Raw genomic sequence first — 20,427 nt, 5'->3', positions numbered from 1 at the left:
ATCATCCAACCACCCCGACCCGTCAAGGCGAAGCCGCGCGCCCTGACGTAAAGCATCCCGCCAAAAACTCAGGTCAGGGGTTTCGCATGATAAGCGACACTTGCGCCATGTGCGGCGGCAACACTCAACCAGTCGAACACAAATCCCGCGACGGAGCGGAAGCAGACCAGTTCGGCGCTGTCCTGCCCGGTCAGCCAGAACGCGACCGCGACCTGTCCCAGACGGGTGCGGCGAATGCTGCCCGGCTCGAACTTTCCGGGGGCCAGATCCACAGGGGCACCCTTGGCCAGCACGTCACGCACGCTGGCCCCATGCAGGCGGATCACGGCGCGGGCATCGGACAACACCGTCACCATGTTGCGGGTGTCGCCCAGTGCCGCAGTCAAACGGTCGGCCATGATGTTGGCCTGAGCATGGCCGCAAAACAGCATCAGGTCATCAGGGCTCATCCAGGCGAGGCCGCCCGTCGCATCCCCGCGCATTTCGCGCTGGTCAGGCACGTCGTGACCGGTCACATGGCGAATGGCGGTGCGAAAACCGGAATCGGACTGATCGCCACGGATCGAGATCATGCCGATCAGTCCCGCATCCGTCACGGTAACATCGCCAGCGAAATGCGCGCCCTGCAGCGCGGTTCTGGGATCAGACATCCTGACGCTCCCCCGCCTTGTCGTAGAAAACCGGATCGACGATTGTCGCACGGATCACGGTCTGGCTGTCCACGGGGAACTCCAGCACCTCCCCCATCCGGTTCGCGCCGCCTTCGATCAGCGCCATGGCGATGGAGCGGTCCAGCGTCGGGCTGTAATAGGTCGAGGTGACGTGGCCGATGGTTTTCGGACCGCCATATTCGTTGCTCCCGGCCACCGCATGGGCCCCGTCGGGCAGCACGGTTGCCGGATCCTGGGTGGCGAGGCCGACCAGTTGCTTGCGATCCGGGCGGATCAGATCGGGGCGTTCCAGCGCCCGCTTGCCGATGAAATCCTGCTTTTTCTTAGATACAGCCCAGCCAAGCGCCAGATCATGTGGGGTGACGGTCCCGTCCGTCTCATCCCCGATCATGATGAAGCCCTTCTCGGCCCGCATGACGTGCAACGCTTCGGTGCCGTAGGGCATCACACCCAGCGGCGCGCCGTGCTGCATCAGCAAGTCCCAGAGCGCGCGACCATAGCAAGCCGGAACCGCGACCTCGTAGCTCAACTCGCCCGAGAACGAGATGCGGAACACGCGGGCGGGAATACCGGCAAGATCGCCCTCGGCCATGCCCATGAAGCTCAACCCCTCCCGGCTCAGATCCATCCCGCCCAGACTTTCCAGAAGCTGCCGCGCCTTGGGGCCGACCACAGCGATCTGCGCGTATTGCTCGGTGACATTCGCGGTATAGACGTCCAGAGCCCACCACTCGGTCTGCAACCATTCCTCCATCCAGGCGTGAACACGGTCGGACCCGCCGGAGGTCGTGTGGCACAGGAATTTGTCCTCGGCCAACCGGACCACGACGCCGTCGTCGAACAGGAACCCGTTCTCGGTGCACATCAGACCATAGCGACAGCGCCCCGGCTTCAGGCTGGACATCATATTGGTGTAGATCAGGTCGAGGAACTTGGCCGCGTCCGGTCCCTGCACGACGATCTTGCCCAGGGTCGAGGCATCCAGCACGCCGACATTTCCGCGCGTGTTGCGGATTTCGCGGTGGACGGCCTCATGCTGCGCCTCACCTTCGCGCAGATAGGTATAGGGGCGGCGCCAGTCTGCCACAGGTTCCCACACCGCGCCGTTCGCATCGTGCCAGTCATCCATCGGGGACTTGCGCAGGGGCTTGAACAGCGGACCGCGCGCGGCACCGGCAATCGACCCCATCGAGATCGGGGTATAGGGCGGGCGGAACGTCGTCGTGCCGACCTGCGGGATCGTCGTGCCCAGACTGTCGGCCAGCACGGCAAGGCCGTTGATGTTGCTCAACTTTCCCTGATCGGTCGCCATGCCCAGCGTCGTGTAGCGTTTCGCGTGCTCGACGCTTTCGAACCCCTCCCGCGCGGCGAGCTGCACGTCGGAGACCTTCACATCGTTCTGAAAGTCGAGAAACGCCTTGGATCGCAGCTTGTAGGACGCGCCGGCGGGCATCATCCACACGGGTTGCAACGGCTCCTCAGCTTCTGCATTTGCCGTGGGCGCTGTGGTGTCCGAAGGGGTAAAGCCAAGCTCCCGCGCTGCGCGTCGCCCTGCAGCGACCGCATCGGGCATGGTATCGGCGGCGTGCAGAGCACCAGATGCAGCCCCCGCCGTCAGAACGAAGCCCGCGCCGTCATGCCCCGTGGGCGGGCGGTCGGGATCGGGGCGGAAATGCGATTGATCCGTATCCCAGACCAGCTTTCCACCGCAATGGGACCACAGATGCACCACTGGCGACCAGCCGCCCGACATGGCGACCGCATCGCAGGGTATGGTTTCCAGCACCGAGCCCTCGCCTGCCTGCGAACAGATCTCGACCGCCTCGACCTTCTTGCCGCCCTTTACGGTGGCGATGCCCTTTCCCAATTCCACCCGAATGCCCAGGTCGCGGGCCTGCCTCGGCAGCGGTCCTATCGCGGCATCGCGGGTGTCCAGTATGACCGGCACCTCAAGGCCCGCCCGTTTCAAAGCGATCGCCGTGCGATAGGCATCGTCGTTGTTCGTGACGATCACCGTGCGATCACCCGCCGTCACACCGTAAAGCGCGACGTAATCGCGCAGCGCAGCCGCCAGCATCACACCGGGCACGTCGTTGCCCGCAAAGGCCAGCGGACGCTCCATCGCCCCGGTGGCGGTAACGATCCGATCCGCGCGAATGCGCCAGAGGCGATGGCGCGGCCCCTCGCCACCGGGCATGTGGTCGGACATATGGTCAGTCAGCCGCTCATACCCCGTGACGTAGCCGTGATCGTAGACGCCCGCCCCCATCAGGCGGGTGCGGATTTCGACATTGGGCAGGGCCTGCAATTCGGCGATGGTCCGGCTGAGCCATGCATCCGATGTCTCTTCGTCGATCTCGACCTCGTCGCTCAGCAATCGTCCACCCAGATGCGGGGTCTGTTCCACCAGCAGGACACGCGCGCCAGCGCGTCCGGCCTCCAGCGCGGCTTGCAGACCAGCCATGCCGGCTCCGATGACCAGCACATCGGCATAGGCGTAGAAATGCTCGTAACGGTCCGCGTCAGCCTCGGTCGGGGCCTTTCCCAGCCCCGCAGTCTTTCGGATTACCGGCTCAAAGACGTGTTTCCACGCCGCGCGAGGTGCCATGAAGGTCTTGTAATAGAATCCGGCGGGAAAAAACCGCGAGAGGGCGGCATTCACCACACCCACGTCGATGCTCAGGCTGGGCCAGTGGTTCTGGCTCTCGGCCTGCAACCCGTCGTGCAATTCCGCCGTGGTGGCCCGTTGGTTCGGCTCGAATGTCGGTCCTTGGCCCAGCCCCATCAGGGCGTTCGGCTCCTCGCTTCCTGCACCGACAACGCCGCGGGGGCGGTGATACTTGAATGATCGGCCCATCAGGGTCTGACCACTCCCCAGCAGCGCGGAGGCCAGCGTATCGCCGGAAAATCCCGACAGCCTGCTGCCGTTGAAGGTGAAGGACACCTTGCGGGTGCGGTCGATCAGACGCCCGCCGGATTTGATGCGCGTGCTCATGCTTCGGGCCGCCAATCGGGCCTGCGCGACTGTATCGCATCTATGATATGTTCGGGAATGACTGCGGTTTGGGCCGTATAGGTGCCGAACACCTCAAGCGTAAGGGTGCACCGGGCGGCGTGGAACCACTTGCCGCAGCCGTACTGGTGGTGCCAACGCTCGAAATGCACCCCACGCGGATTGCGGCGCTGGAACAGATAATCGCGGAAGGCCTCGTCGGTCGCGCCGGGCCCGGAACGGGTCAGATGCGCCTCGCCACCGGGGTGAAACTCCGTTTCCTCCCCCGTGACGCCGCAATATGGACAGGTCAGTCTCAGCATGGGGGCCTCCCGCCGGTGAGGCGGAGAGGCCTCGATCGCTTACTGGGTTTCTTCGACGGTCGGTGGTTCGACGTCGATGGCCCGTTCGTTGTCGAACAGAACCATATAGATGATGACGATGGCCAGCAGGCACGCCGCGCCACCAGCAAATATGGCGAGCCAGCGCCCCGCAGGATCGCGGCCGGTCTGGGCCATCTTTTCACTCGGATGATCGTCTTTGTGATCGGACATGCTTTATCCTCTGCTCGTTTTGCGAATATTACAAAACGAACGCACGAGGTCGTGATACGGTTCACGCAGATCGACGCAATATCGCAAAACGCCGTGACGATGCCTATTGCGGATGGCAGGGGCGGACGTGGATTACTGCTCCTCGACCGTTGCCTCACCATCTGTCGGAACGCCGGTATTTTCCTCAAGTCCGGGAGCGGCCTCAGCCTCCGGTCGTGCGTCCTGACTGTCGGTGCCGATCTGCCCGGTTTCAACGTCGGGATCAACGGCAGTATCCGGCGTGTCGCCGCCGAACATGAACAGCGCGATAACCGCGACCGCCACGACCAGACCGCCGAGGATAAACCATTGCGCCCCGCTGCCGCGCTTCTGCTGCGGTGCGGGCGGGGGTGTATTCGGATCGTGAGCCATTTTGCAGCCTCCATCAGGATAACACTCCTGATGAAACGCCGCTGCGCCCGCTGCGTTCCGAAACCATGCCAACGGACCGGGGCATCAGTGCGCCACCGCGGCGGCGACACTCTCGTCGATCAAGCGGCCTTGGGTGAAACGATCCAACGAAAATGGTGCGGCCAAGGCGCGCGGGGCACCATCGGCCAACATTTCCGCCGTTGCCCAGCCGGAACCGGGGATCGCCTTGAACCCGCCGGTTCCCCAACCGCAGTTGATGAAGATGCCGGGCACCGGGGTGGCGCCGATGATGGGGGACCGATCGCCGGTCATATCGACGATGCCGCCCCAGTGGCGCAACATCTTGAGCCGGGAAATCATCGGGAAGGTTTCGATCAGGGCACGAACTGTTTCCTCCAGATGATGAAAGGAGCCGCGCTGGGTGTAGTTGTTGAACCCGTCCGCGCCGCCGCCGATCACCATTTCGCCCTTGTCCGACTGGCTCATATAACCGTGAACTGTGTTGGCCATGACCACGCAATCCATCACCGGTTTGATCGGCTCGGAGACGAGCGCCTGCAGGGCCACACTCTCTACCGGCAGGCGGAACCCGGCCATGTCGGCCAGCACACCGGAATTGCCGGCGACGACGATGCACAGCTTTCTCGTGCGGATCGCGCCCTTGCTGGTCTGGATGCCGGTGACCCCGCTTGCATCGCGATCGATGCCCGTCACCTCGCATTGCTGGATAATATCCACGCCCAGCGCACTGGCCGCGCGGGCATAGCCCCAGGCCACCGCATCGTGTCGCGCGGTTCCGCCGCGCGCCTGATACAGGCCGCCCAGGATCGGATAGCGCGGGCCGCTCGTCTCGATGATCGGAACGATCTGCTTGATCCGCTCGGGTGTGACCATCTCACTGTCGATGCCGGCGATGCGGTTGGCGTGGGCCGTGCGTTTCCATGCGCGCAATTCATGTTCCGTCTGGGCCAGCATCAGCGTGCCACGGGGTGAGAACATCACGTTGTAGTTAATCCGCTGGCTGAGATCCTCGTACAGGCTGCGCGACTTTTCAAAGATCGCCATCGAGGACGGTTGCAGATAGTTCGAGCGGATGATCGTCGTGTTGCGCCCGGTATTGCCCCCACCCAGCCAGCCCTTTTCGACAACTGCGACATTGGTGATGCCGTGATTTTTGGCCAGATAGTAAGCTGTCGCCAGACCGTGCCCGCCCGCGCCGACGATCACGACGTCGTATTCCGCCCTCGGCTGGGGTGAGCGCCAGGCACGCTCCCACCCGGTGTGATGGCGCAACGCTTCACGCGCGATGGCGAATGCGGAATAGCGTTTCATCGACCTCTCCTCCAGGGGCGCCGTGTGGACCCTTACCAGCGTGATGCCAAATCGACCTGCGCCACAACATCAAAAATACGTCTTATCACGGTCCGTTCACGACGCAGCACCGTGTCGCATTCGCGCATTGCGATGCGGGGCGGCGCACTTTACCTGTGTGCCAATGCAATTCGAGGTTCTGGAATGATGTTCTGGCTGATCTGCGGCGCGACCGCGCTGGTCGTGACGGGTGTGCTGGTGCTGCCGCTGCTGCGGCGGGACGGTGCGACCACGGGACGTGAGGCGGACCTGTCCGTGTATCGCGATCAGTTGGCCACGCTCGACGCGGAGGTCGCGCGCGGGGCCGTCGCGCAGGAGGAGGCGGAGGCGACCCGGATCGAGCTGTCCCGGCGCCTGATCGTCGCAGGTGCGCAGACCGAACGACGGGGGGCGATGGTTCCGGTCACCCTCAACCGATGGGCGATCGGCGCGACGATCCTGACCGTTCTGCTGCTGGGAACGGGCGCTTATGTCCTGCTCGGCTCTCCGGGGCAGCCTGACGCGCCGCTCGCCCAGCGTATCGCCGCAGCCGAGGCCATGCGTGAGGTGACGCAACGCCCGCCTCAGTCCTTTGTCGAGGCCTTGCACGCCGCGCAATCCCCTGCACCGGAACTGTCGGAGCGGGACGCCGAACTGATCGCGCAGCTGGCTGCGGTGGTCGCCGCGCGCCCGACCGATCTGGAGGGGCGCCGCCTGCTCGCCCGAAGCTATATGCAACTGGGCAAATATCTGGAAGGAAAGACAATTCAGGCGGAGGTCGTCGCACTGGCAGGTGAAACCGCATCCGCCGACGATCTGGCCGCCCTTGCGGAATTCATGATCGTCGCGGCGGGGGGCTATGTCTCACCCGAGGCAGAGGCCGTGCTGGAGCGCGCCCTGAGCCTCGCACCGGATGATCCATGGGCGCGCTATTATCTGAGCCGCGCGCGGGCGCAGACCGGCGATGTTGATGCGGCGCGGTCGATCCTGATGGAACTCGCCGGGGGTGACGCCACGCCTGCGTACCTGCGGGACGCCGCGCGCAATGACCTGACCATGCTCACCGGGCCTGATGCGCAGGACATCGATGCGGCGGCGCAACTGGATGCCGAGGCCCAGCGTGAAATGGTCCAAGGCATGGTCGGCGGTCTGGCCCAACGGCTGAATACGGAGGGTGGCAGCCCGGCGGAATGGGCGCGGTTGATCCGCTCCTATGACGTGCTGGGACAGGATGCCGATGCCGACGCCGCCCATGCGAAAGCCCGGGCCCTCTTCGCGCAGGACCCCGCCGCCCTGACCATTCTGGGAGAGCGGGAATGAGCGTCGTCGAACCTGCCGAGGCGCTCGCCCCCATGCTGCCCCGCTTCGGTGCGTTGCTGGGGCTGGACCTGGGAACGAAGACGATCGGCGTCGCATTGTCGGATCAGTTGCGTACGGTGGCCTCGCCGCAGATGACGATACGGCGCACGAAATTCGGCAAGGACGCGCAGACCTTGATCGAGTTCATCGCGGCACGTGAATCCGTGGGCATCGTTCTGGGCCTGCCGCGCAACATGGATGGCTCCGAGGGGCCACGGGCGCAATCGACCCGTGCCTTCGCCCGCAACCTCGCAGCACTGACGCCGCTGCCGATCGCGTTCTGGGACGAACGCCTGTCCACGGTGGCCGCCGAACGCGCGCTGATCGAGGCGGACACCTCCCGCGCCAAACGGGCGGAGCGGATCGACAACATCGCAGCATCCTACATCCTGCAAGGCTTCCTCGATCGCCTGCGTCATCTGGAGCGATCGCATGGATGAAATCTGGAAACGGGACGAAATCGAAAGCCCCTGCATCAAGCTGTGCATCATCGACCCGGCCACGCGCCAATGCACAGGATGCCACAGAACCATTGATGAGATCGGCGGTTGGTCGCGCATGAAACCATCCGAACGCACCGAAATCATGGCGCAATTGCCTGACCGGGCGGAAGCGGCAAAGCCGAAGCGAAGGGGTGGGCGCGCCGGCAGAACCCGCTGATCCGCATTTTTCGACAATAAAACTTTGAATTCGCGGGCGAGCACCCGACAATAGGCCCTGCGATTCGCAATCCTGAGTGTGGCGTACCTATGTTCTGGCCAATGACCCTGATCTTTGCCCTGCTTTTCAGTGCGCTGGTATTGACCGGTACGCTCGACGAATTTTCGCCCGTGGCGCAATTCGTACTCGCGCTGAGCGTCTGCACCTCGGTCGCGTGCATGGCGATCACACGCAGTTACATGCGCAGCGGCAAGTTTCAGATCCTGCCTGTCGTTTGGGCGATCAGCGCCATTGTGATCGTCGGGGCGTACAGCTTCAAGGATCAGGGGCACCTACTGGCGCTATCCATGCTGGAACAGCCCGTCGCCGAACCAGCCGATCCTGCGCGTCTGAACCCGGAGGTCATGCTGATGCGGGCGTGGGACGGGCATTTTCGCGCCGTCGCGGATGTAAACGACGTGCCGGTCGGATTGCTGATCGACACCGGGGCATCCCTCGTCCTGCTGCGCCATGACGATGCGCGGCGGATCGGAATGCGGGATTACGAGCTGGATTACACGATGGCCGTGACCACCGCGAACGGGCGCTCCTTCGTGGCACCCGTCACGTTTGAGGAGATCAGGATCGGTGGCGTGGTCGTGCGTGAGGTCGAGGGGGCCGTGGCCCGCCCGGATCAGCTTCATTCCAGCCTGCTCGGCATGTCCTTCATCGAACGGCTGACCGAAGCCTCCATCCGCAGCGACCGGATCATCCTGCGGAACTGACCCCCGCAGCGGCAGGGGCCATCCGGTGGCTCAGGCGTTCCAGGCGCGGTCGCCGTCCGCATCCCTGACGCGGGTTGGCAGGCCGATCCGGTCCAGAATGGTGAAGAACGGTTTGGGGTCCAGCTCCTCCACATTGCGCATGGTCTTCGCGTCCCATTCCCCGCTGGCCACCAACATCGCGGCCGCGACCGGCGGCACGCCGGCGGTGTAGGAAATGCCCTGCGATCCGACCTCCGCATAGGCGACCTCGTGATCGGCGACATTGTAGACGAAGACCTCGACCTCCTCACCGTTGCGGGTGCCCTTCACCAGATCTCCGATGCAGGTCTTGCCGGTATAATCCGGCGCGAGGGAGGAGGGATCGGGCAGGCAGGCCTTGACCACCTTCAGCGGCACGACCTCCCCCCCATCAGCCAGCTTTACCGGCTGCTCGGACAGCAGGCCGAGATTTTGCAGCACAGTAAAGACATTGATGTAATGCTCACCGAAGCCCATCCAGAACCGAACGTCGGCCTGCGGATAGTTTGCCGACAGCGAATGCACCTCATCATGCCCGGACATATAGGCCCGCTGCGTGCCAACGACGGGCAGATCCCAGTCGCGGCCCACCTCGAACATCGCGTTTTCCTGCCACGCCCCGTTCTGCCATGAATAGACCGTGCCGGTGAATTCGCGGAAATTGATCTCGGGGTCGAAATTGGTGGCGAAGTACTTGCCATGCGAGCCTGCGTTGATGTCCACGATGTCGATGCTCGTGACCTCGTCCATGAACTCGTCGATGGCAAAGCGGGCGAAAGCGTTCACCACGCCCGGATCGAAGCCTGCACCGAGGATCGCCGTCACGCCTTTTTCCGCGCACAGATCACGCTTTTTCCACTCGTAGTTCGCGTACCACGGCGGGGTTTCGCAGATCTTGTCCTGTTCCTCGTGAATCGCGGTATCGATATAGGCGACGCCGGTTTCGATGCAGGCGTCCAGAACGGTCATGTTCACGAAGGCGGAGCCGACATTGATGACGATCTGAACATTCGTCTCGCGGATCAGGGCGGCCACGGCGGGGGTGTCCATCGCATCGACCTGGTGCGCGGCCAGCGTGCCGGTTACCTTCATCGCGTCCTTCGCATGAACGCTCTCGATGATCGCCTCACATTTGGAGAATGTGCGACTGGCGATATGAATATCACCCAGCACGTCGTTGTTCTGCGCGCATTTGTGCGCAACCACCTGGGCGACGCCGCCGGCCCCGATAATCAAAACGTTCTTTTTCACTGCATCATCTCCATTCTGCGTCGGCCTTTACGATAGGGCAGACGTGAAATCTTCAAACGTGAAGTCGCGGACCAACCGCTCGGACCCGTCCAGTTCGCGGATCGCGATGGACGGCATCTGCACCCCGTTGAACCAGTTCTTCTTGACCATCGTGTAACCGGCGGCGTCCTGAATGCTGAGCCTGTCGCCCGGCTTCAGCGGCGCGGGAAAGCGGAACTCACCGAAGATATCGCCGGCGAGACAGGATTTGCCGCAGACCATCCATTCCTCGGGGCCGGTGTTCGGCGCGACCTTCGCGCTTTCGCGGTAGATCAGCAGGTCGAGCATGTGCGCCTCGATCGAGCTGTCCACGATGGCCAGGTTCTTGCCGTTGTGCAGCGTGTCGAGCACGGTCAGTTCCAGAGTGGTCGAGTTGGTGATCGCAGCCTCGCCCGGCTCCAGATAGACCTGCACCTCGTTCTGCCCGGCGAAGCGTTTCAGACGCTCCGCCAGTCGGTCCAGCGGGTAATCCGCGCCGGTGAAATGGATGCCACCGCCAAGGCTGATCCAGTCCATGCGCCGGATCAGGTGGCCGAAGCGCGCCTCGATATCGTTCAACATGGCGTCGAAGCGATCGAAATCCGCGTTCTCGCAATTGTTGTGGAACATGAAGCCGCTGATCTGGTCGGCAAACGGCTCGATCACGGCGGGGTCATGCTCCCCCAACCGGCTGAACGGCCGGGCCGGGTCGGCCAGATCGAAGCTGGAGGTCGAGACGCCGGGATTGACCCGCAGCCCGCGAACGTGGTCGCGTGATCGCTCCTCGAACCGGCTCAACTGCCCGGTGGTGTTGAAAATCACCTTGTCGGAGTTCGCCAGAACCTCCGCGATTTCATGCTCCGCCCAGGCGACGGAATAGGCGTGGGTTTCACCGGGAAACTTCTCACGCCCCAGCTTCACCTCGAACAGAGAGGAGGACGTGGTGCCGTCCATGTAGTCGGACATGAAGTCAAAGACGGACCATGTGGCGAAGCATTTCAGCGCCAGCAGCGCCTTCGCGCCCGAGGCTTCGCGCAGCCGTGCGATCAGCTCCATGTTGTGTGCAAGCCGCGATTTGTCGATCAGGTAGTAGGGCGTTTGCATCGTGCACTCCGTTCCTGCGAGAGGAACGGGCGGTATAGAACCCGGCGCGCTGCGAAACAAGGGCGGGGGCGCGATGCTGCGCGCCCCTTCCCTCTCAGCCCAGAGTGGCCTTGATCGCCTGCTTGGTCGCATCGACGATTTTGTCCGCCTCGCCCTGCGATAGGCAGAAGGGCGGCGCGAAGCCGATGATCTCCCCCTGCGGCATGACGCGGGCAATCACGCCCTGCTCCACCATCGCGCTGACGATGGAGGCCGTGACCTTGCGCGTGGGGTCAAGCGCCTTGCGCGTCGCCTTGTCCTCAACCAGTTCGACCGCGCAGAGCAGCCCCTCCCCCCGCACGTCACCGACATTGGGATGATCGCCAAGCGCGTCCTTCATCGCCGCGTTGAGATAGCCCCCGACCGAGCCGGCATTCGCGACCAGCCCCAGATCGTCGATCAGCTTGAGGTTGGCAACACCCGCCGCGGCGCAGATCGGATGGGCGGAATAGGTCCAGCCGTGCCCGATGGGGCCATTCTCATCCGTGCCCCGCTCCAAAACTTTCCAGACCTTGTCAGACACGATGGAGCCGGACAACGGCGCGTAGGCGGAGGTCAGCCCCTTGGCGATCGTGATGAAATCAGGCTTCAACCCGTAATGTTCCGACCCGAACATGGTGCCCAGACGGCCGAACCCGGTGATGACCTCATCCGCGATCAGCAGGATATCGTGCTTCTCCAGAACCGCCTGAATCGCCTGCCAGTAACCGGCGGGCGGCGGGACGATGCCGCCGGTGCCCAGAACAGGCTCACCGATGAAGGCTGCGATCGTGTCGGCCCCCTCACGTTCGATCAGCGCCTCCAGCTCCGCCGCGCAATGGGCCGAGAATTGCTCCTCGCTCATGCTGTCGTCCTGACGCCGGTAGTAATACGGCGCCTCGGTATGGATCACCTGGCTCAGCGGCAGATCGAATTTCTTGTGAAACAGTTCCAGCCCGGTCAGCGATCCCGTCATCAGGCCGGAGCCGTGATAGCCCCGCCAGCGTGAGATGATCTTCTTTTTCTCGGGCCGTCCCAGGATGTTGTTGTAATACCAGATCAACTTGATGTTGGTCTCGTTCGCGTCCGAGCCGGACAGCCCGAAATAGACTTTGGACATATGCGCGGGCGCGCGGTCCATGATCATCTTGGCCAGGGTGATCGACGCCTCCGTCCCGTGGCCGACATAGGAATGGTAGTAGGCCAGTTCACGGGCCTGATCCGCGATGGCATCCGCCACCTCCGTCCGGCCATAGCCCGCATTCACGCAGTACAGTCCCGCAAAGGCGTCGAGCAGGCGCGTGCCGTCACGGTCCTCAATATACACGCCCGAGGCCTTGCTGATGATCCGCGTCGCACTTTCACCGCGAGCGTGTTGGCCGAGATGTGTGGAAGGGTGAAGAAAATTCTCACGGTCCCATTGGTCGAGCTGATCGTTGCGAAGCATGATACGTCCTTTGATACGTTTGAAAGTCAGGTGAGGGTTTCGACGGCCAGCACGGCGATGCAATCGCCTGCCTGAACCAGTCCGGGGTGGTGGCGGGCAGTCAGCACACCGTCCCTTTGTGCCGCGATCGCCAGCGGCGCGCGGCCCGTATGACCTGTCGGCCAGATCTGGGCCAGCGTGTCGCCCTGCCGCACGACATCGCCGAGCGTCCGGGTAAATTCGATCAGGCCGGATTCGGGCGAGAAGTGAAAGCAGGCATCATCCGGCTGGGTCAGGGTGCGGCTGGGCGCCATTTCCATTTGTCCATCCATGATGCCGGAATGGATCAGCAGGTTGCGCGCGCCCTTTCGTGCGATGGCAACGGTTCCGGGCGTGGCCGACCCCTGCCCGCCCAGTTCCGTCGTGACGAAGGTCTTGCCCAGCGCCTCCGCCGCCTCATCATACATGCCAAGCGCGTCGATCTCTCGCATTTCCATGCTGAACGGCGCGTTGAACGCATCGCGGGCCGCGCGGCACCGGGCCTGATGCTCGGCCGTATCCAACACATGCGAGGCGGCGAAAGGCAGGAAATCCAGCGTCTTGCCGCCGGAATGGAAATCCAGCACCAGATCGGCCATGGGCAGCAGGCTGCGCTGGACGTAATCCGCGATCTTTTGCGTGGGTGAGCCGTCGGGCGCGCCCGGAAAGGCACGGTTCATGTTCACCTGGTCCAAGGGCGACACGCGCGTGCCCGCCAGAAAGGCCGGATAGTTGAGAAACGGAATGATGATGACCGTTCCGGCGATCTGTTCCGGTCGCAGGCTCTGCGCCAGATGGGTCAGGGCGAGAGGACCCTCATATTCGTCCCCGTGGATCGCGCCCGTAAACAAGGCCACCGGCCCGTTGCCATTGCGGATGACGCTGAGCGGAATCGGGATCGAGCCCCAGGCGCTGTCATTCCGGCTATACGGCAGACGCAGATGACCGTGCTGCGCACCATCTTTGGTGAAATCCACTGTGGGGGATATGGGATTGTCGCGCATTCTCACTCCTTCACGAACAGTTCACGCGGCGTCTGGCAGAAGCACTCCACCCCGGTTTCGGTGATCAGGATCGGTTCGGTGATTTCCAGACCGCCCTCGTCCAACCAGAGGGCGGGCATGAAATGGAACGTCATGCCGGGCTCCAGCACGGTCTTGTCCCCACGCCGGAAGGAGATCGTCCGCTCGCCCCAATCCGGGGGATAGGACATGCCGATCGCATAGCCGCAGCGACTGTCCTTGACGAAGCCCAACTGGTTCAAACGTGTGTTGAACGCAATCGCGATATCCTCGGCGTGATTGCCGGGGCGGGCCTGCTCCAACCCGGCCTCGATCGCCTCCACCACAGCCTTTTCCGCGTCATAGAATTTCTGCGGTGGCTTGCCCAGATACACCGTGCGCGATTGCGGGCAGTGATAGCGGCGATAGGCGCCCGCGATTTCGAAGAAGGTATTCTCATCCACGCGCATCGGACGGTCATCCCAAGTCAGATGCGGCGCAGTCGCATCCACACCCGATGGGGCCATCGGAACCATCGCGGGATAGTCACCCCAGTGCCCGTCGGCCCCGCAGATCGAGGCATGATAGATGTCCGCGATCAGGTCGTGCTTGCAAATGCCGGGTGCCACCCGCTCACGTATGATCCCGTGCATCCGCTCCACAATTCGGGCGGCGCGGCGGATATAGTCGATTTCCGTCGGGGATTTCACCGCCCGCTGCCAGTTGACCAGCCCCGTCGCATCGTCAAATCGAACGTTTGGCAATTCCCTTTGCAGAGTGACGAAGGCCGAAGCGGTAAAATAGTAATTGTCCATCTCCAGCCCGATTGTCGCACGCTCCAGCCCGCGCGCGCGGATCAGGGCCGACAGGTCCTCCATCGGATGTTTGACCGGGTTTTGAACATAGGAATCCTCGTAGCCGACGATATTGTCGCTGTTCAGATATGTCGTGCGGATCGCCCCGTTCACATCCATGTCCCTGCCCCACCACACGGGTTCCCCCTCATGTGTCAGCAATACCCCCTGATGGACGTAGAAGGACCATCCGTCATAGCCCGTCAGCCATCCCATATTCGACGGATCCGTGATGAAAACAGCATCCAGACCGCGGGTCGCCATCGCGGCACGCGTCTTGGCCAGCCGGGTCGTGTATTCCGCATGGGTAAAGGGCAGGTCAGCCATTGGGTAAGCTCCATCAGAGAACGCCCTAGGCTAGCCATTTTCGGCGTTTTTTTTCTGCAAATTTTTTCTTTGCATGCTTATTATCTGCACCACTGAGGCTAGAACCGCAGGAAATGTACATGCTTGACGCGATAGACCGAAAAATCCTGCATCACGTGCAGCGTAACGCCTTGCTTACCAGCGCGGAGTTGTCCGACCTCGTGCGTCTGTCACCGACTTCGGTACAGCGTAGATTGCACCGTCTGCGGCGGGACAAAGTGATCGAGGCTGATGTTTCCATCGTTTCCCCCACCGCAGTTGAGCGACCACTGACGATGTTGGTGGAGGTGACACTATCGCGCGATCGGGCCGATATCATTGACCGGTTCAAGCGCGATGTTCGCGACTGCCCCGAAATCATGAGCGCATATTACGTCACCGGCGACACTGATTTCGTGCTGATCGTCAGTGCTAAGGACATCCCGGATTACGAGTCTTTCACCCGTGCGTTCTTCTACAACAGCCCGGATATACAGAGCTTCAAGACAACTGTCGTAATGGACAGGATCAAGGCGTCGCAAGTCCTGCCCGTCTGAGCTATCGCCCCGATCAACACGCGAAGCCGCGAGCTGTTAATGATGGATTAGAGAGGGTAGATGGGCCTATTTTCAAACGCAAATACCGCGATAATGGCATCTAGTTTCACCGCTCGAGGACTGCCCTCAGGCATCCATCGTCGGCTACAATAGCCCGTAAATCTTTGCCGTTAAATGCTCATTGGACCAACGACCACAGCCCCTTTAGTTTCACATTTACTGTACGATAAATTCCGCGTGCAATGCCCCCGCAGCCTTTATAGCCTTGAGTATATCGATCATATCACGTGGTGACACGCCCAGTGCGTTAAGCCCGGCAATGACTTCCGGCAAGGTCGTCGCCTCGTTCACGAGGGCGAGTTGAGTTCCCGGCTCCTCCTGCAAATCGACGGAGGTGCGAGGAACGACCACTGTATCGCCTTGCGAACTGAATGGATTGGGCTGCACGACCAGCGGCGCTTCCTCGACACGCAAAGTCAGATTTCCCTGACTGACCGCCACCGCCGAGATGCGCACATCCGCGCCCAGAACAATCGTCCCCGAGCGCTGATCCACAACGACGCGCGCCCGTTGATCCGGTGTAACCTCAATATTCTCCAAACTGCTGACGATTTGCGATGGTGAAAGATCCGGCGCGGCCAGCAGGTCGAGGCGCACTGTACCTGAGTCGATCATTCTGGCGATCGCCCCACCATATCGGGCGTTAACAGTCGTCTCGATCCGCGCCGCTGTGGTAAAATCCGGTGTTCGAAGTGCAAGGTTGAGGCTCGTCAGATCGTTGAACACAAAGGGAACTTCACGCTCGACGCGGGCCCCTGCCGGGATAACACCCGATGTCGGAACACCGAACGTCACCGACCCGGCCTCACCTTCCGCCGTAGCACCGCCCGATATTACGGGTCCTTGGGCCACGGCATAGATCTCACCATCTGCAGCGTTCAAAGGTGTCATGATCAATGTTCCACCCAGCAAACTGCGCGCATCGCCGATCGTGGAAACAGTCACGTCCATCTGCCCCCCCGCCCGTGCGAATGGCGGCAAGGCGCCGGTCACGAGGACTGCCGCCACGTTGCGCGGGCGAAATTGCTCCCCACTGACATTGATACCCAATCGTTCGAGAAGGTTCGCCATGGCTTCTTCTGTAAAGGGCGAATTGCGAAGCGTATCTCCAGATCCGTCCAGCCCGACGACAAGCCCATAGCCGACTAGGTCATTCCCACGAACGCCCTCGAATTCGACGAGATCTTTGATCCGTACAGTTTCAGCCACGGCGGGACAAAACATGAGAAGGAGTAGTGGAAGAAGGCGGAATACGCGCACTACAGATACCTCGCCAGAGAAAGATCGGACATGCGTTTCGTCAGCACCAGCGTCATATCCAGAGTGTCCTGATATGCCTGCAACCGACTGGCGGCTTCGTATGGATCCACTCCGTCTAGGGCGTTGCGTTCTAAATTGAGGGCCGTGGCACGGCTGGCCAAGTCGGTTTCTCGATTCTCGACTTGCGATATCTTGCTGCCTGTCACAGTTCTGACCGATATCAATCCGTCTCGCCCTTCGAGCATTCTTTCCAGGGCGTGGGTTTCAAATTGCTCGGTCTGAACCGCATCGCTGACCACAACTGAAACCAACCCCTCGATAGCAGCACGAACTCCGTCGGTGTCGAAGTCGGTAGGTGATACGGAGACGCTGCCGTCGGAAAGCCTTGGCCCCTCCGGCATTGGGTTGGCGGGAAACTGGGTATCGAAGGCGCCACCGCGCGCAAAATAGTCCTGCATTGCAGCGACGGGATCGGCGGAGGTACTGATCGCGGATCGAACACCATCGAGCAGAGCGTCCGTATCGACGTGCCGCGTCCCCGAAATACCCTCCTGCTTTCCCATTTGGCCAAGCAAATCATCCAGAGCATTCCGTGCCTTCGCTATCTGAACAGGGGATGAACCGAAATCCGTGGCATCGCCCAGTATCTCGGCGGTCAGGGCAGAGGTCTGCGATTCCAGGTTCTCTAATGCAACTTCGGTCGTTTGCAGCTTGGACCGAAGAAGCGTCATTGATTGCTGGTCGGATTGCAGCCGCGTCAGATCAAGATTTATCCTTTGGACTCTTTGAGTTGTGGCAAACCCTGAGACCGCGACATTTTCACGCCTACCTGACAACAATTCGCTTTCCGCGTTACTCGCATCCGCTTTCGCCTGATTGAGTTGAGCGCCACGCGTGAGCAGTGCCGCGATATCGGAAGTATACGATGAAATCATGTTCAAAGCTCCAGCAAGCGTTGCATCATGGCGTCGGCGGTCGCGATAACGCGGGCGTTCGCGGCATAGGCATTCTCGATCTGCAAGAGTTTTTGTAGCTGCAAATCACTGTCCACACCCACGCTCTGTGCGTGGTTGGTCTCTGCGGACAAGGATTTTGCCGCCGCTTGTGTGCTGGATTCCTCTGCCCTATACGCTGCGACGTGCAAACCACTGGATATAGCGCTCGCATGGCCTGCAATATCACGCCTCGAAAGATCTCCGGATGCGCTGAGATCGGCATCCTGACGCGTGAGGGCTGCGGTAAGTGCGCCCAACACCCCGGTATCAGGGCCCGGTAGAGAACCGAGACCGGATTGCAGTTTTCCCCGTAACCCCGATGGGTCCTCGAAACCGGGATTGACCCTGACACGTGACGCAAGACCGGTGGTTCGGGATGGATCGTACGAGGAGATTCTGTCGGTCAGTACGCCCCCCTCTCCGGGGCCAAGCGATGTATCTGCGGCATCCAATCTGGCGAGGAGAGCGCCCGCGATGTCGTCCAACGACATTTGCGCCTGCGGTACAATCACATCGCGCATATCGAAATCGGCGCTGAGACCTCCGCCCGAAAGCAGCCCGGCCGAACCGCCATCCATCGGCAATCCGTTCATGGTTATCCCGCCGACAGTCCCATCCGCTATCGTCGCGTCATCGCCAACGACACCCGACGCCTCGAATCCAAAAGTCGCAGGAGCGCCGTCCAGCAGTGTCGCACCACGCTCGGAGAAGAGGGCGATCCGACCATCTTGGCGGTTGACCACCGAAACGGGAATATGCTGCGACAGTTCGAGGATATGGCCCTCACGCTCCTGCTGCAGTGCAGCCGTGTCTTGTCGTCTGGACATTGCAGTCACGATCTGCGCGTTCAGATCGTTGATGGACAGCAGACCTTCGTTGATTTGACTGGTGCGCTGTGCAATCGACGCATCGGCATCATTGCGCAAATCCCTCAACCCGGTCGCTGCCGTATTCAAATCCTCAGCGACATCGTGCGCTGCGGACAGCACAGCCTCCAGCCCCGCGTGGTTCTCGGGCGAGACAGAAGCCTGCGACAGCGCAACCCCGAACGCGTTCAGTGACGGTGCCAGTCCGGAAGAGCCGTCGGCGCTGCCCAGCAGGTTCGCGATCTGCACCCTGCCCTGCGATGTCGTACGCGCCGACGCTGCTGCCGCGGAAGCAGACAGCTTCGCAGCCATCCCCACCGCATCGCTTGCCCGGACGACCTGTCCGGAATCGACGCCCCCGGTGCGCATCGTCTTGGCGACGATTTCCTGACGCGCGTGATTTGGCGTCAGGGCATTCGCGATATTCGAGCTGACCAGCTCCGCCGCTCGTGCGTTCAGGGTCAGACCGCTTCGTGCGTTCGCAAAGGCACCGGAGATGCTCATGATGCGCTCCTATCGTTTGATATTGGTGGTTTCCTGAAGCATTTCGTCCACGGTCTGGATGATTTTCGCGTTCGAGGAATAGGCACGCTGAGTTTCGATCAAGGCGGTCAACTCCCCCGCGATGTCGGTTGTCGAGCTTTCACGGGCAAAGCCGATTGTGGAGCCGGTCGGCCCGGACCCCGCGTCCCACAGATACATTGATCCGCTCTTATCCGTCAGCGCAAAGGCCTGATTGTCGAGCGCGCGCAAGCCGTTCAGGTTGGGCACATCCGCAAGCGGCACTTGGTAGAGGCTGCGTGAAAAACCTGTGTCATAGACAGCGCGCAGGATACCGCCCTCGTCAATCTCGATTGTGGACAGGTTCCCCACAGGGGCGCCATCCTTCGTAATCGCGTGGGGCGCGAATTCCGATGACAACTGTGACAGCTGCCCATCATGACCGGGTCTGCCGATCAGGATCGACATCGGTCCGCCGTCGAGATTGATCGTCAGTTCACCGGTATCGGCATCGTAACTCTCACCATTGACGGCACCGGTTGAGGCAAGGGAAACGCTGCTGATCGCGCCACCGCCCGTGCGCGAGGCATCGAAGGCGATTTCGAACGTGGCGACGGGATTCGCAGCGCTCGCGGAATCCGTAAGTTGCAATTGCCACGAATTGGATTGACCGGTTGCTGGTATCTGCGGCGTGAAGGTCGCGGTCAGGGTCTCCGACGTTCCCAGATTGCCAAAATATTCGATGCTGATGGGCAGCGGCGACGCAGGCTCACCCGCAGCTGTCGCGGAGGCAGGCAGGTTGGCGCCGAAGCTGATGTTCTCCGTCGCCTCAGCCGCGAGTTGGTTGGAGGTGACACGCACGGGTTCCAGTCCGCTCGCACTGTCACGCGCACGCGGTGAGACGGTCCCATCGACATTGGCGGGCCATCCGAGCAGAGCGAGCCCGCTTTGCGTACGCAGGATACCATTCTTGTCAGGCTCGAACGATCCTGTGCTGACCAGCATCAGCGGTTGATCGTCGCCCGAACCCACATCGACGACCGATGTCACGGGCAGCATTCCACGCCCCGCGATCGATATGTCCGTCGCGTTTCCCGTCGTGACCAGTGTTCCCTGCCCCTCGACGTTGCGGAATGTGGAGACGGTCACGCCCCCGGCTGTGTAGGTTCCGCCGCCGGAATCCAGAGCGATGGAGGAGAAGTCGCTTTCCGCTGTCTTGTACCCGAAGGTAGACGAGTTCGCGATATTGTCCGAAATCGTTGCCAGCCTGCTGGCATTCACATTCAAACCGGTAACGCCTGCATTCATGGAGGAGGAGATGCTCACGATGTGTCCTTTCGACCTGTCTGAATG

20 protein-coding genes are annotated in these 20,427 nt (G+C 61.8%); 5 read left to right on the top strand and 15 right to left on the bottom strand.

Annotated elements, in window-relative coordinates; translation table 11 throughout:
* Window positions 1-68: 68 nt before the first annotated feature.
* The 6 genes from H1S03_RS00990 to H1S03_RS00965 all read right to left on the bottom strand — a co-directional run bounded on the left by H1S03_RS00990 (window position 69) and on the right by H1S03_RS00965 (window position 5,960).
* Window positions 69-650, bottom strand: coding sequence for a sarcosine oxidase subunit gamma (locus H1S03_RS00990; RefSeq protein WP_185802759.1), 582 nt, complete (start codon window positions 648-650; stop codon window positions 69-71).
* On the bottom strand, window positions 643-3,666 hold the full coding sequence (locus H1S03_RS00985) for a sarcosine oxidase subunit alpha family protein (RefSeq protein ID WP_185802758.1): 3,024 nt from the start codon (window positions 3,664-3,666) through the stop codon (window positions 643-645). Before H1S03_RS00985 ends, H1S03_RS00990 begins: the two co-directional genes overlap by 8 nt.
* Entirely contained in the window at window positions 3,663-3,986 is a 324-nt protein-coding gene (locus H1S03_RS00980; RefSeq protein WP_185802757.1) for a sarcosine oxidase subunit delta, read from the bottom strand. Before H1S03_RS00980 ends, H1S03_RS00985 begins: the two co-directional genes overlap by 4 nt.
* Before the next feature lie 39 nt (window positions 3,987-4,025).
* Window positions 4,026-4,217, bottom strand: coding sequence for a hypothetical protein (locus H1S03_RS00975; protein WP_185802756.1), 192 nt, complete (start codon window positions 4,215-4,217; stop codon window positions 4,026-4,028).
* 132 nt (window positions 4,218-4,349) lie between these two features.
* Window positions 4,350-4,628: a hypothetical protein gene (locus H1S03_RS00970; protein ID WP_185802755.1), complete on the bottom strand. Its 279-nt coding sequence runs from the start codon at window positions 4,626-4,628 to the stop codon at window positions 4,350-4,352.
* Between the two features lie 84 nt (window positions 4,629-4,712).
* Window positions 4,713-5,960 carry a sarcosine oxidase subunit beta family protein gene (locus H1S03_RS00965; RefSeq protein WP_185802754.1) on the bottom strand — a complete coding sequence of 416 codons (1,248 nt, stop codon included), beginning with the start codon at window positions 5,958-5,960 and terminating at the stop codon, window positions 4,713-4,715.
* 186 nt (window positions 5,961-6,146) lie between these two features.
* On the opposite strand from H1S03_RS00965, the gene ccmI reads away from it, so the two are divergent.
* The 4 genes from ccmI to H1S03_RS00945 all read left to right on the top strand — a co-directional run bounded on the left by ccmI (window position 6,147) and on the right by H1S03_RS00945 (window position 8,761).
* Window positions 6,147-7,298 (top strand): c-type cytochrome biogenesis protein CcmI, encoded by a 1,152-nt coding sequence (gene ccmI / locus H1S03_RS00960; protein ID WP_185802753.1) that lies wholly within the window; start codon window positions 6,147-6,149, stop codon window positions 7,296-7,298.
* On the top strand, window positions 7,295-7,777 hold the full coding sequence (ruvX, locus tag H1S03_RS00955; RefSeq protein ID WP_185802752.1) for a Holliday junction resolvase RuvX: 483 nt from the start codon (window positions 7,295-7,297) through the stop codon (window positions 7,775-7,777). Before ccmI ends, ruvX begins: the two co-directional genes overlap by 4 nt.
* Complete coding sequence (locus H1S03_RS00950; RefSeq protein WP_166190343.1) at window positions 7,770-7,997, top strand: DUF1289 domain-containing protein; 228 nt, start codon at window positions 7,770-7,772, stop codon at window positions 7,995-7,997. Before ruvX ends, H1S03_RS00950 begins: the two co-directional genes overlap by 8 nt.
* A 101-nt stretch (window positions 7,998-8,098) precedes the next feature.
* Window positions 8,099-8,761 carry a retropepsin-like aspartic protease family protein gene (locus H1S03_RS00945; RefSeq protein ID WP_185802751.1) on the top strand — a complete coding sequence of 221 codons (663 nt, stop codon included), beginning with the start codon at window positions 8,099-8,101 and terminating at the stop codon, window positions 8,759-8,761.
* Window positions 8,762-8,791: 30 nt separating this feature from the next.
* Here H1S03_RS00945 and H1S03_RS00940 read toward each other — a convergent pair whose 3' ends face one another.
* The 5 genes from H1S03_RS00940 to doeA form a co-directional block, all read right to left on the bottom strand.
* Window positions 8,792-10,030, bottom strand: a complete 1,239-nt coding sequence (locus tag H1S03_RS00940; protein WP_185802750.1) for a saccharopine dehydrogenase NADP-binding domain-containing protein — start codon at window positions 10,028-10,030, stop codon at window positions 8,792-8,794.
* A gap of 27 nt (window positions 10,031-10,057) precedes the next feature.
* Window positions 10,058-11,152 (bottom strand): carboxynorspermidine decarboxylase, encoded by a 1,095-nt coding sequence (locus H1S03_RS00935; protein ID WP_185802749.1) that lies wholly within the window; start codon window positions 11,150-11,152, stop codon window positions 10,058-10,060.
* Window positions 11,153-11,246: 94 nt separating this feature from the next.
* Entirely contained in the window at window positions 11,247-12,617 is a 1,371-nt protein-coding gene (locus H1S03_RS00930; RefSeq protein ID WP_185802748.1) for an aspartate aminotransferase family protein, read from the bottom strand.
* A 26-nt stretch (window positions 12,618-12,643) separates the two neighbouring features.
* Entirely contained in the window at window positions 12,644-13,639 is a 996-nt protein-coding gene (gene doeB / locus H1S03_RS00925; protein WP_185802747.1) for a N(2)-acetyl-L-2,4-diaminobutanoate deacetylase DoeB, read from the bottom strand.
* A 2-nt stretch (window positions 13,640-13,641) separates the two neighbouring features.
* The gene (gene doeA / locus H1S03_RS00920) at window positions 13,642-14,817 is read right to left on the bottom strand and encodes an ectoine hydrolase DoeA (protein WP_185802746.1); all 1,176 of its coding nucleotides are present in this window, start codon (window positions 14,815-14,817) and stop codon (window positions 13,642-13,644) included.
* A 119-nt stretch (window positions 14,818-14,936) separates the two neighbouring features.
* Here doeA and H1S03_RS00915 point away from each other — a divergent pair, with 119 nt between their 5' ends.
* Window positions 14,937-15,392 (top strand): Lrp/AsnC family transcriptional regulator, encoded by a 456-nt coding sequence (locus H1S03_RS00915; RefSeq protein ID WP_185802745.1) that lies wholly within the window; start codon window positions 14,937-14,939, stop codon window positions 15,390-15,392.
* Window positions 15,393-15,608: 216 nt separating this feature from the next.
* On the opposite strand, the gene H1S03_RS00910 is transcribed toward H1S03_RS00915, so the two are convergent.
* From H1S03_RS00910 to H1S03_RS00895, 4 genes are read right to left on the bottom strand one after another with little or no spacing between them, the layout of a single operon-like run.
* A complete protein-coding gene (locus H1S03_RS00910; RefSeq protein ID WP_221892568.1) occupies window positions 15,609-16,676 on the bottom strand; it encodes a flagellar basal body P-ring protein FlgI in 1,068 nt (355 codons plus the stop codon).
* A gap of 35 nt (window positions 16,677-16,711) precedes the next feature.
* On the bottom strand, window positions 16,712-17,647 hold the full coding sequence (locus H1S03_RS00905; protein ID WP_185802743.1) for a flagellin family protein: 936 nt from the start codon (window positions 17,645-17,647) through the stop codon (window positions 16,712-16,714).
* 2 nt (window positions 17,648-17,649) lie between these two features.
* A complete protein-coding gene (gene flgK, locus H1S03_RS00900; RefSeq protein WP_185802742.1) occupies window positions 17,650-19,077 on the bottom strand; it encodes a flagellar hook-associated protein FlgK in 1,428 nt (475 codons plus the stop codon).
* Window positions 19,078-19,086: 9 nt separating this feature from the next.
* A complete protein-coding gene (locus H1S03_RS00895; RefSeq protein ID WP_347339191.1) occupies window positions 19,087-20,400 on the bottom strand; it encodes a flagellar hook protein FlgE in 1,314 nt (437 codons plus the stop codon).
* Window positions 20,401-20,427 lie beyond the last annotated feature (27 nt).

The organism is Pontivivens nitratireducens (assembly GCF_014235845.1).
GTDB classification, from domain to species: domain Bacteria; phylum Pseudomonadota; class Alphaproteobacteria; order Rhodobacterales; family Rhodobacteraceae; genus Pontivivens; species Pontivivens nitratireducens.
The sequence above is the reverse complement of the archived record's forward strand: the minus strand, read 5'-3'. Positions and strand labels throughout refer to the sequence as shown.

What these genes read in the sequence shown, in the direction of transcription:
- H1S03_RS00990 (WP_185802759.1), bottom strand. Translation starts at nt 650, where the DNA reads ATGTCTGATCCCAGAACCGCGCTGCAGGGCGCGCATTTCGCTGGCGAT.
- H1S03_RS00985 (WP_185802758.1), bottom strand. Translation starts at nt 3,666, where the DNA reads ATGAGCACGCGCATCAAATCCGGCGGGCGTCTGATCGACCGCACCCGC.
- H1S03_RS00980 (WP_185802757.1), bottom strand. Translation starts at nt 3,986, where the DNA reads ATGCTGAGACTGACCTGTCCATATTGCGGCGTCACGGGGGAGGAAACG.
- H1S03_RS00975 (WP_185802756.1), bottom strand. Translation starts at nt 4,217, where the DNA reads ATGTCCGATCACAAAGACGATCATCCGAGTGAAAAGATGGCCCAGACC.
- H1S03_RS00970 (WP_185802755.1), bottom strand. Translation starts at nt 4,628, where the DNA reads ATGGCTCACGATCCGAATACACCCCCGCCCGCACCGCAGCAGAAGCGC.
- H1S03_RS00965 (WP_185802754.1), bottom strand. Translation starts at nt 5,960, where the DNA reads ATGAAACGCTATTCCGCATTCGCCATCGCGCGTGAAGCGTTGCGCCAT.
- ccmI (WP_185802753.1), top strand. Translation starts at nt 6,147, where the DNA reads ATGTTCTGGCTGATCTGCGGCGCGACCGCGCTGGTCGTGACGGGTGTG.
- ruvX (WP_185802752.1), top strand. Translation starts at nt 7,295, where the DNA reads ATGAGCGTCGTCGAACCTGCCGAGGCGCTCGCCCCCATGCTGCCCCGC.
- H1S03_RS00950 (WP_166190343.1), top strand. Translation starts at nt 7,770, where the DNA reads ATGGATGAAATCTGGAAACGGGACGAAATCGAAAGCCCCTGCATCAAG.
- H1S03_RS00945 (WP_185802751.1), top strand. Translation starts at nt 8,099, where the DNA reads ATGACCCTGATCTTTGCCCTGCTTTTCAGTGCGCTGGTATTGACCGGT.
- H1S03_RS00935 (WP_185802749.1), bottom strand. Translation starts at nt 11,152, where the DNA reads ATGCAAACGCCCTACTACCTGATCGACAAATCGCGGCTTGCACACAAC.
- H1S03_RS00930 (WP_185802748.1), bottom strand. Translation starts at nt 12,617, where the DNA reads ATGCTTCGCAACGATCAGCTCGACCAATGGGACCGTGAGAATTTTCTT.
- doeB (WP_185802747.1), bottom strand. Translation starts at nt 13,639, where the DNA reads ATGCGCGACAATCCCATATCCCCCACAGTGGATTTCACCAAAGATGGT.
- doeA (WP_185802746.1), bottom strand. Translation starts at nt 14,817, where the DNA reads ATGGCTGACCTGCCCTTTACCCATGCGGAATACACGACCCGGCTGGCC.
- H1S03_RS00915 (WP_185802745.1), top strand. Translation starts at nt 14,937, where the DNA reads ATGCTTGACGCGATAGACCGAAAAATCCTGCATCACGTGCAGCGTAAC.
- H1S03_RS00910 (WP_221892568.1), bottom strand. Translation starts at nt 16,676, where the DNA reads ATGTTTTGTCCCGCCGTGGCTGAAACTGTACGGATCAAAGATCTCGTC.
- H1S03_RS00905 (WP_185802743.1), bottom strand. Translation starts at nt 17,647, where the DNA reads ATGATTTCATCGTATACTTCCGATATCGCGGCACTGCTCACGCGTGGC.
- flgK (WP_185802742.1), bottom strand. Translation starts at nt 19,077, where the DNA reads ATGAGCATCTCCGGTGCCTTTGCGAACGCACGAAGCGGTCTGACCCTG.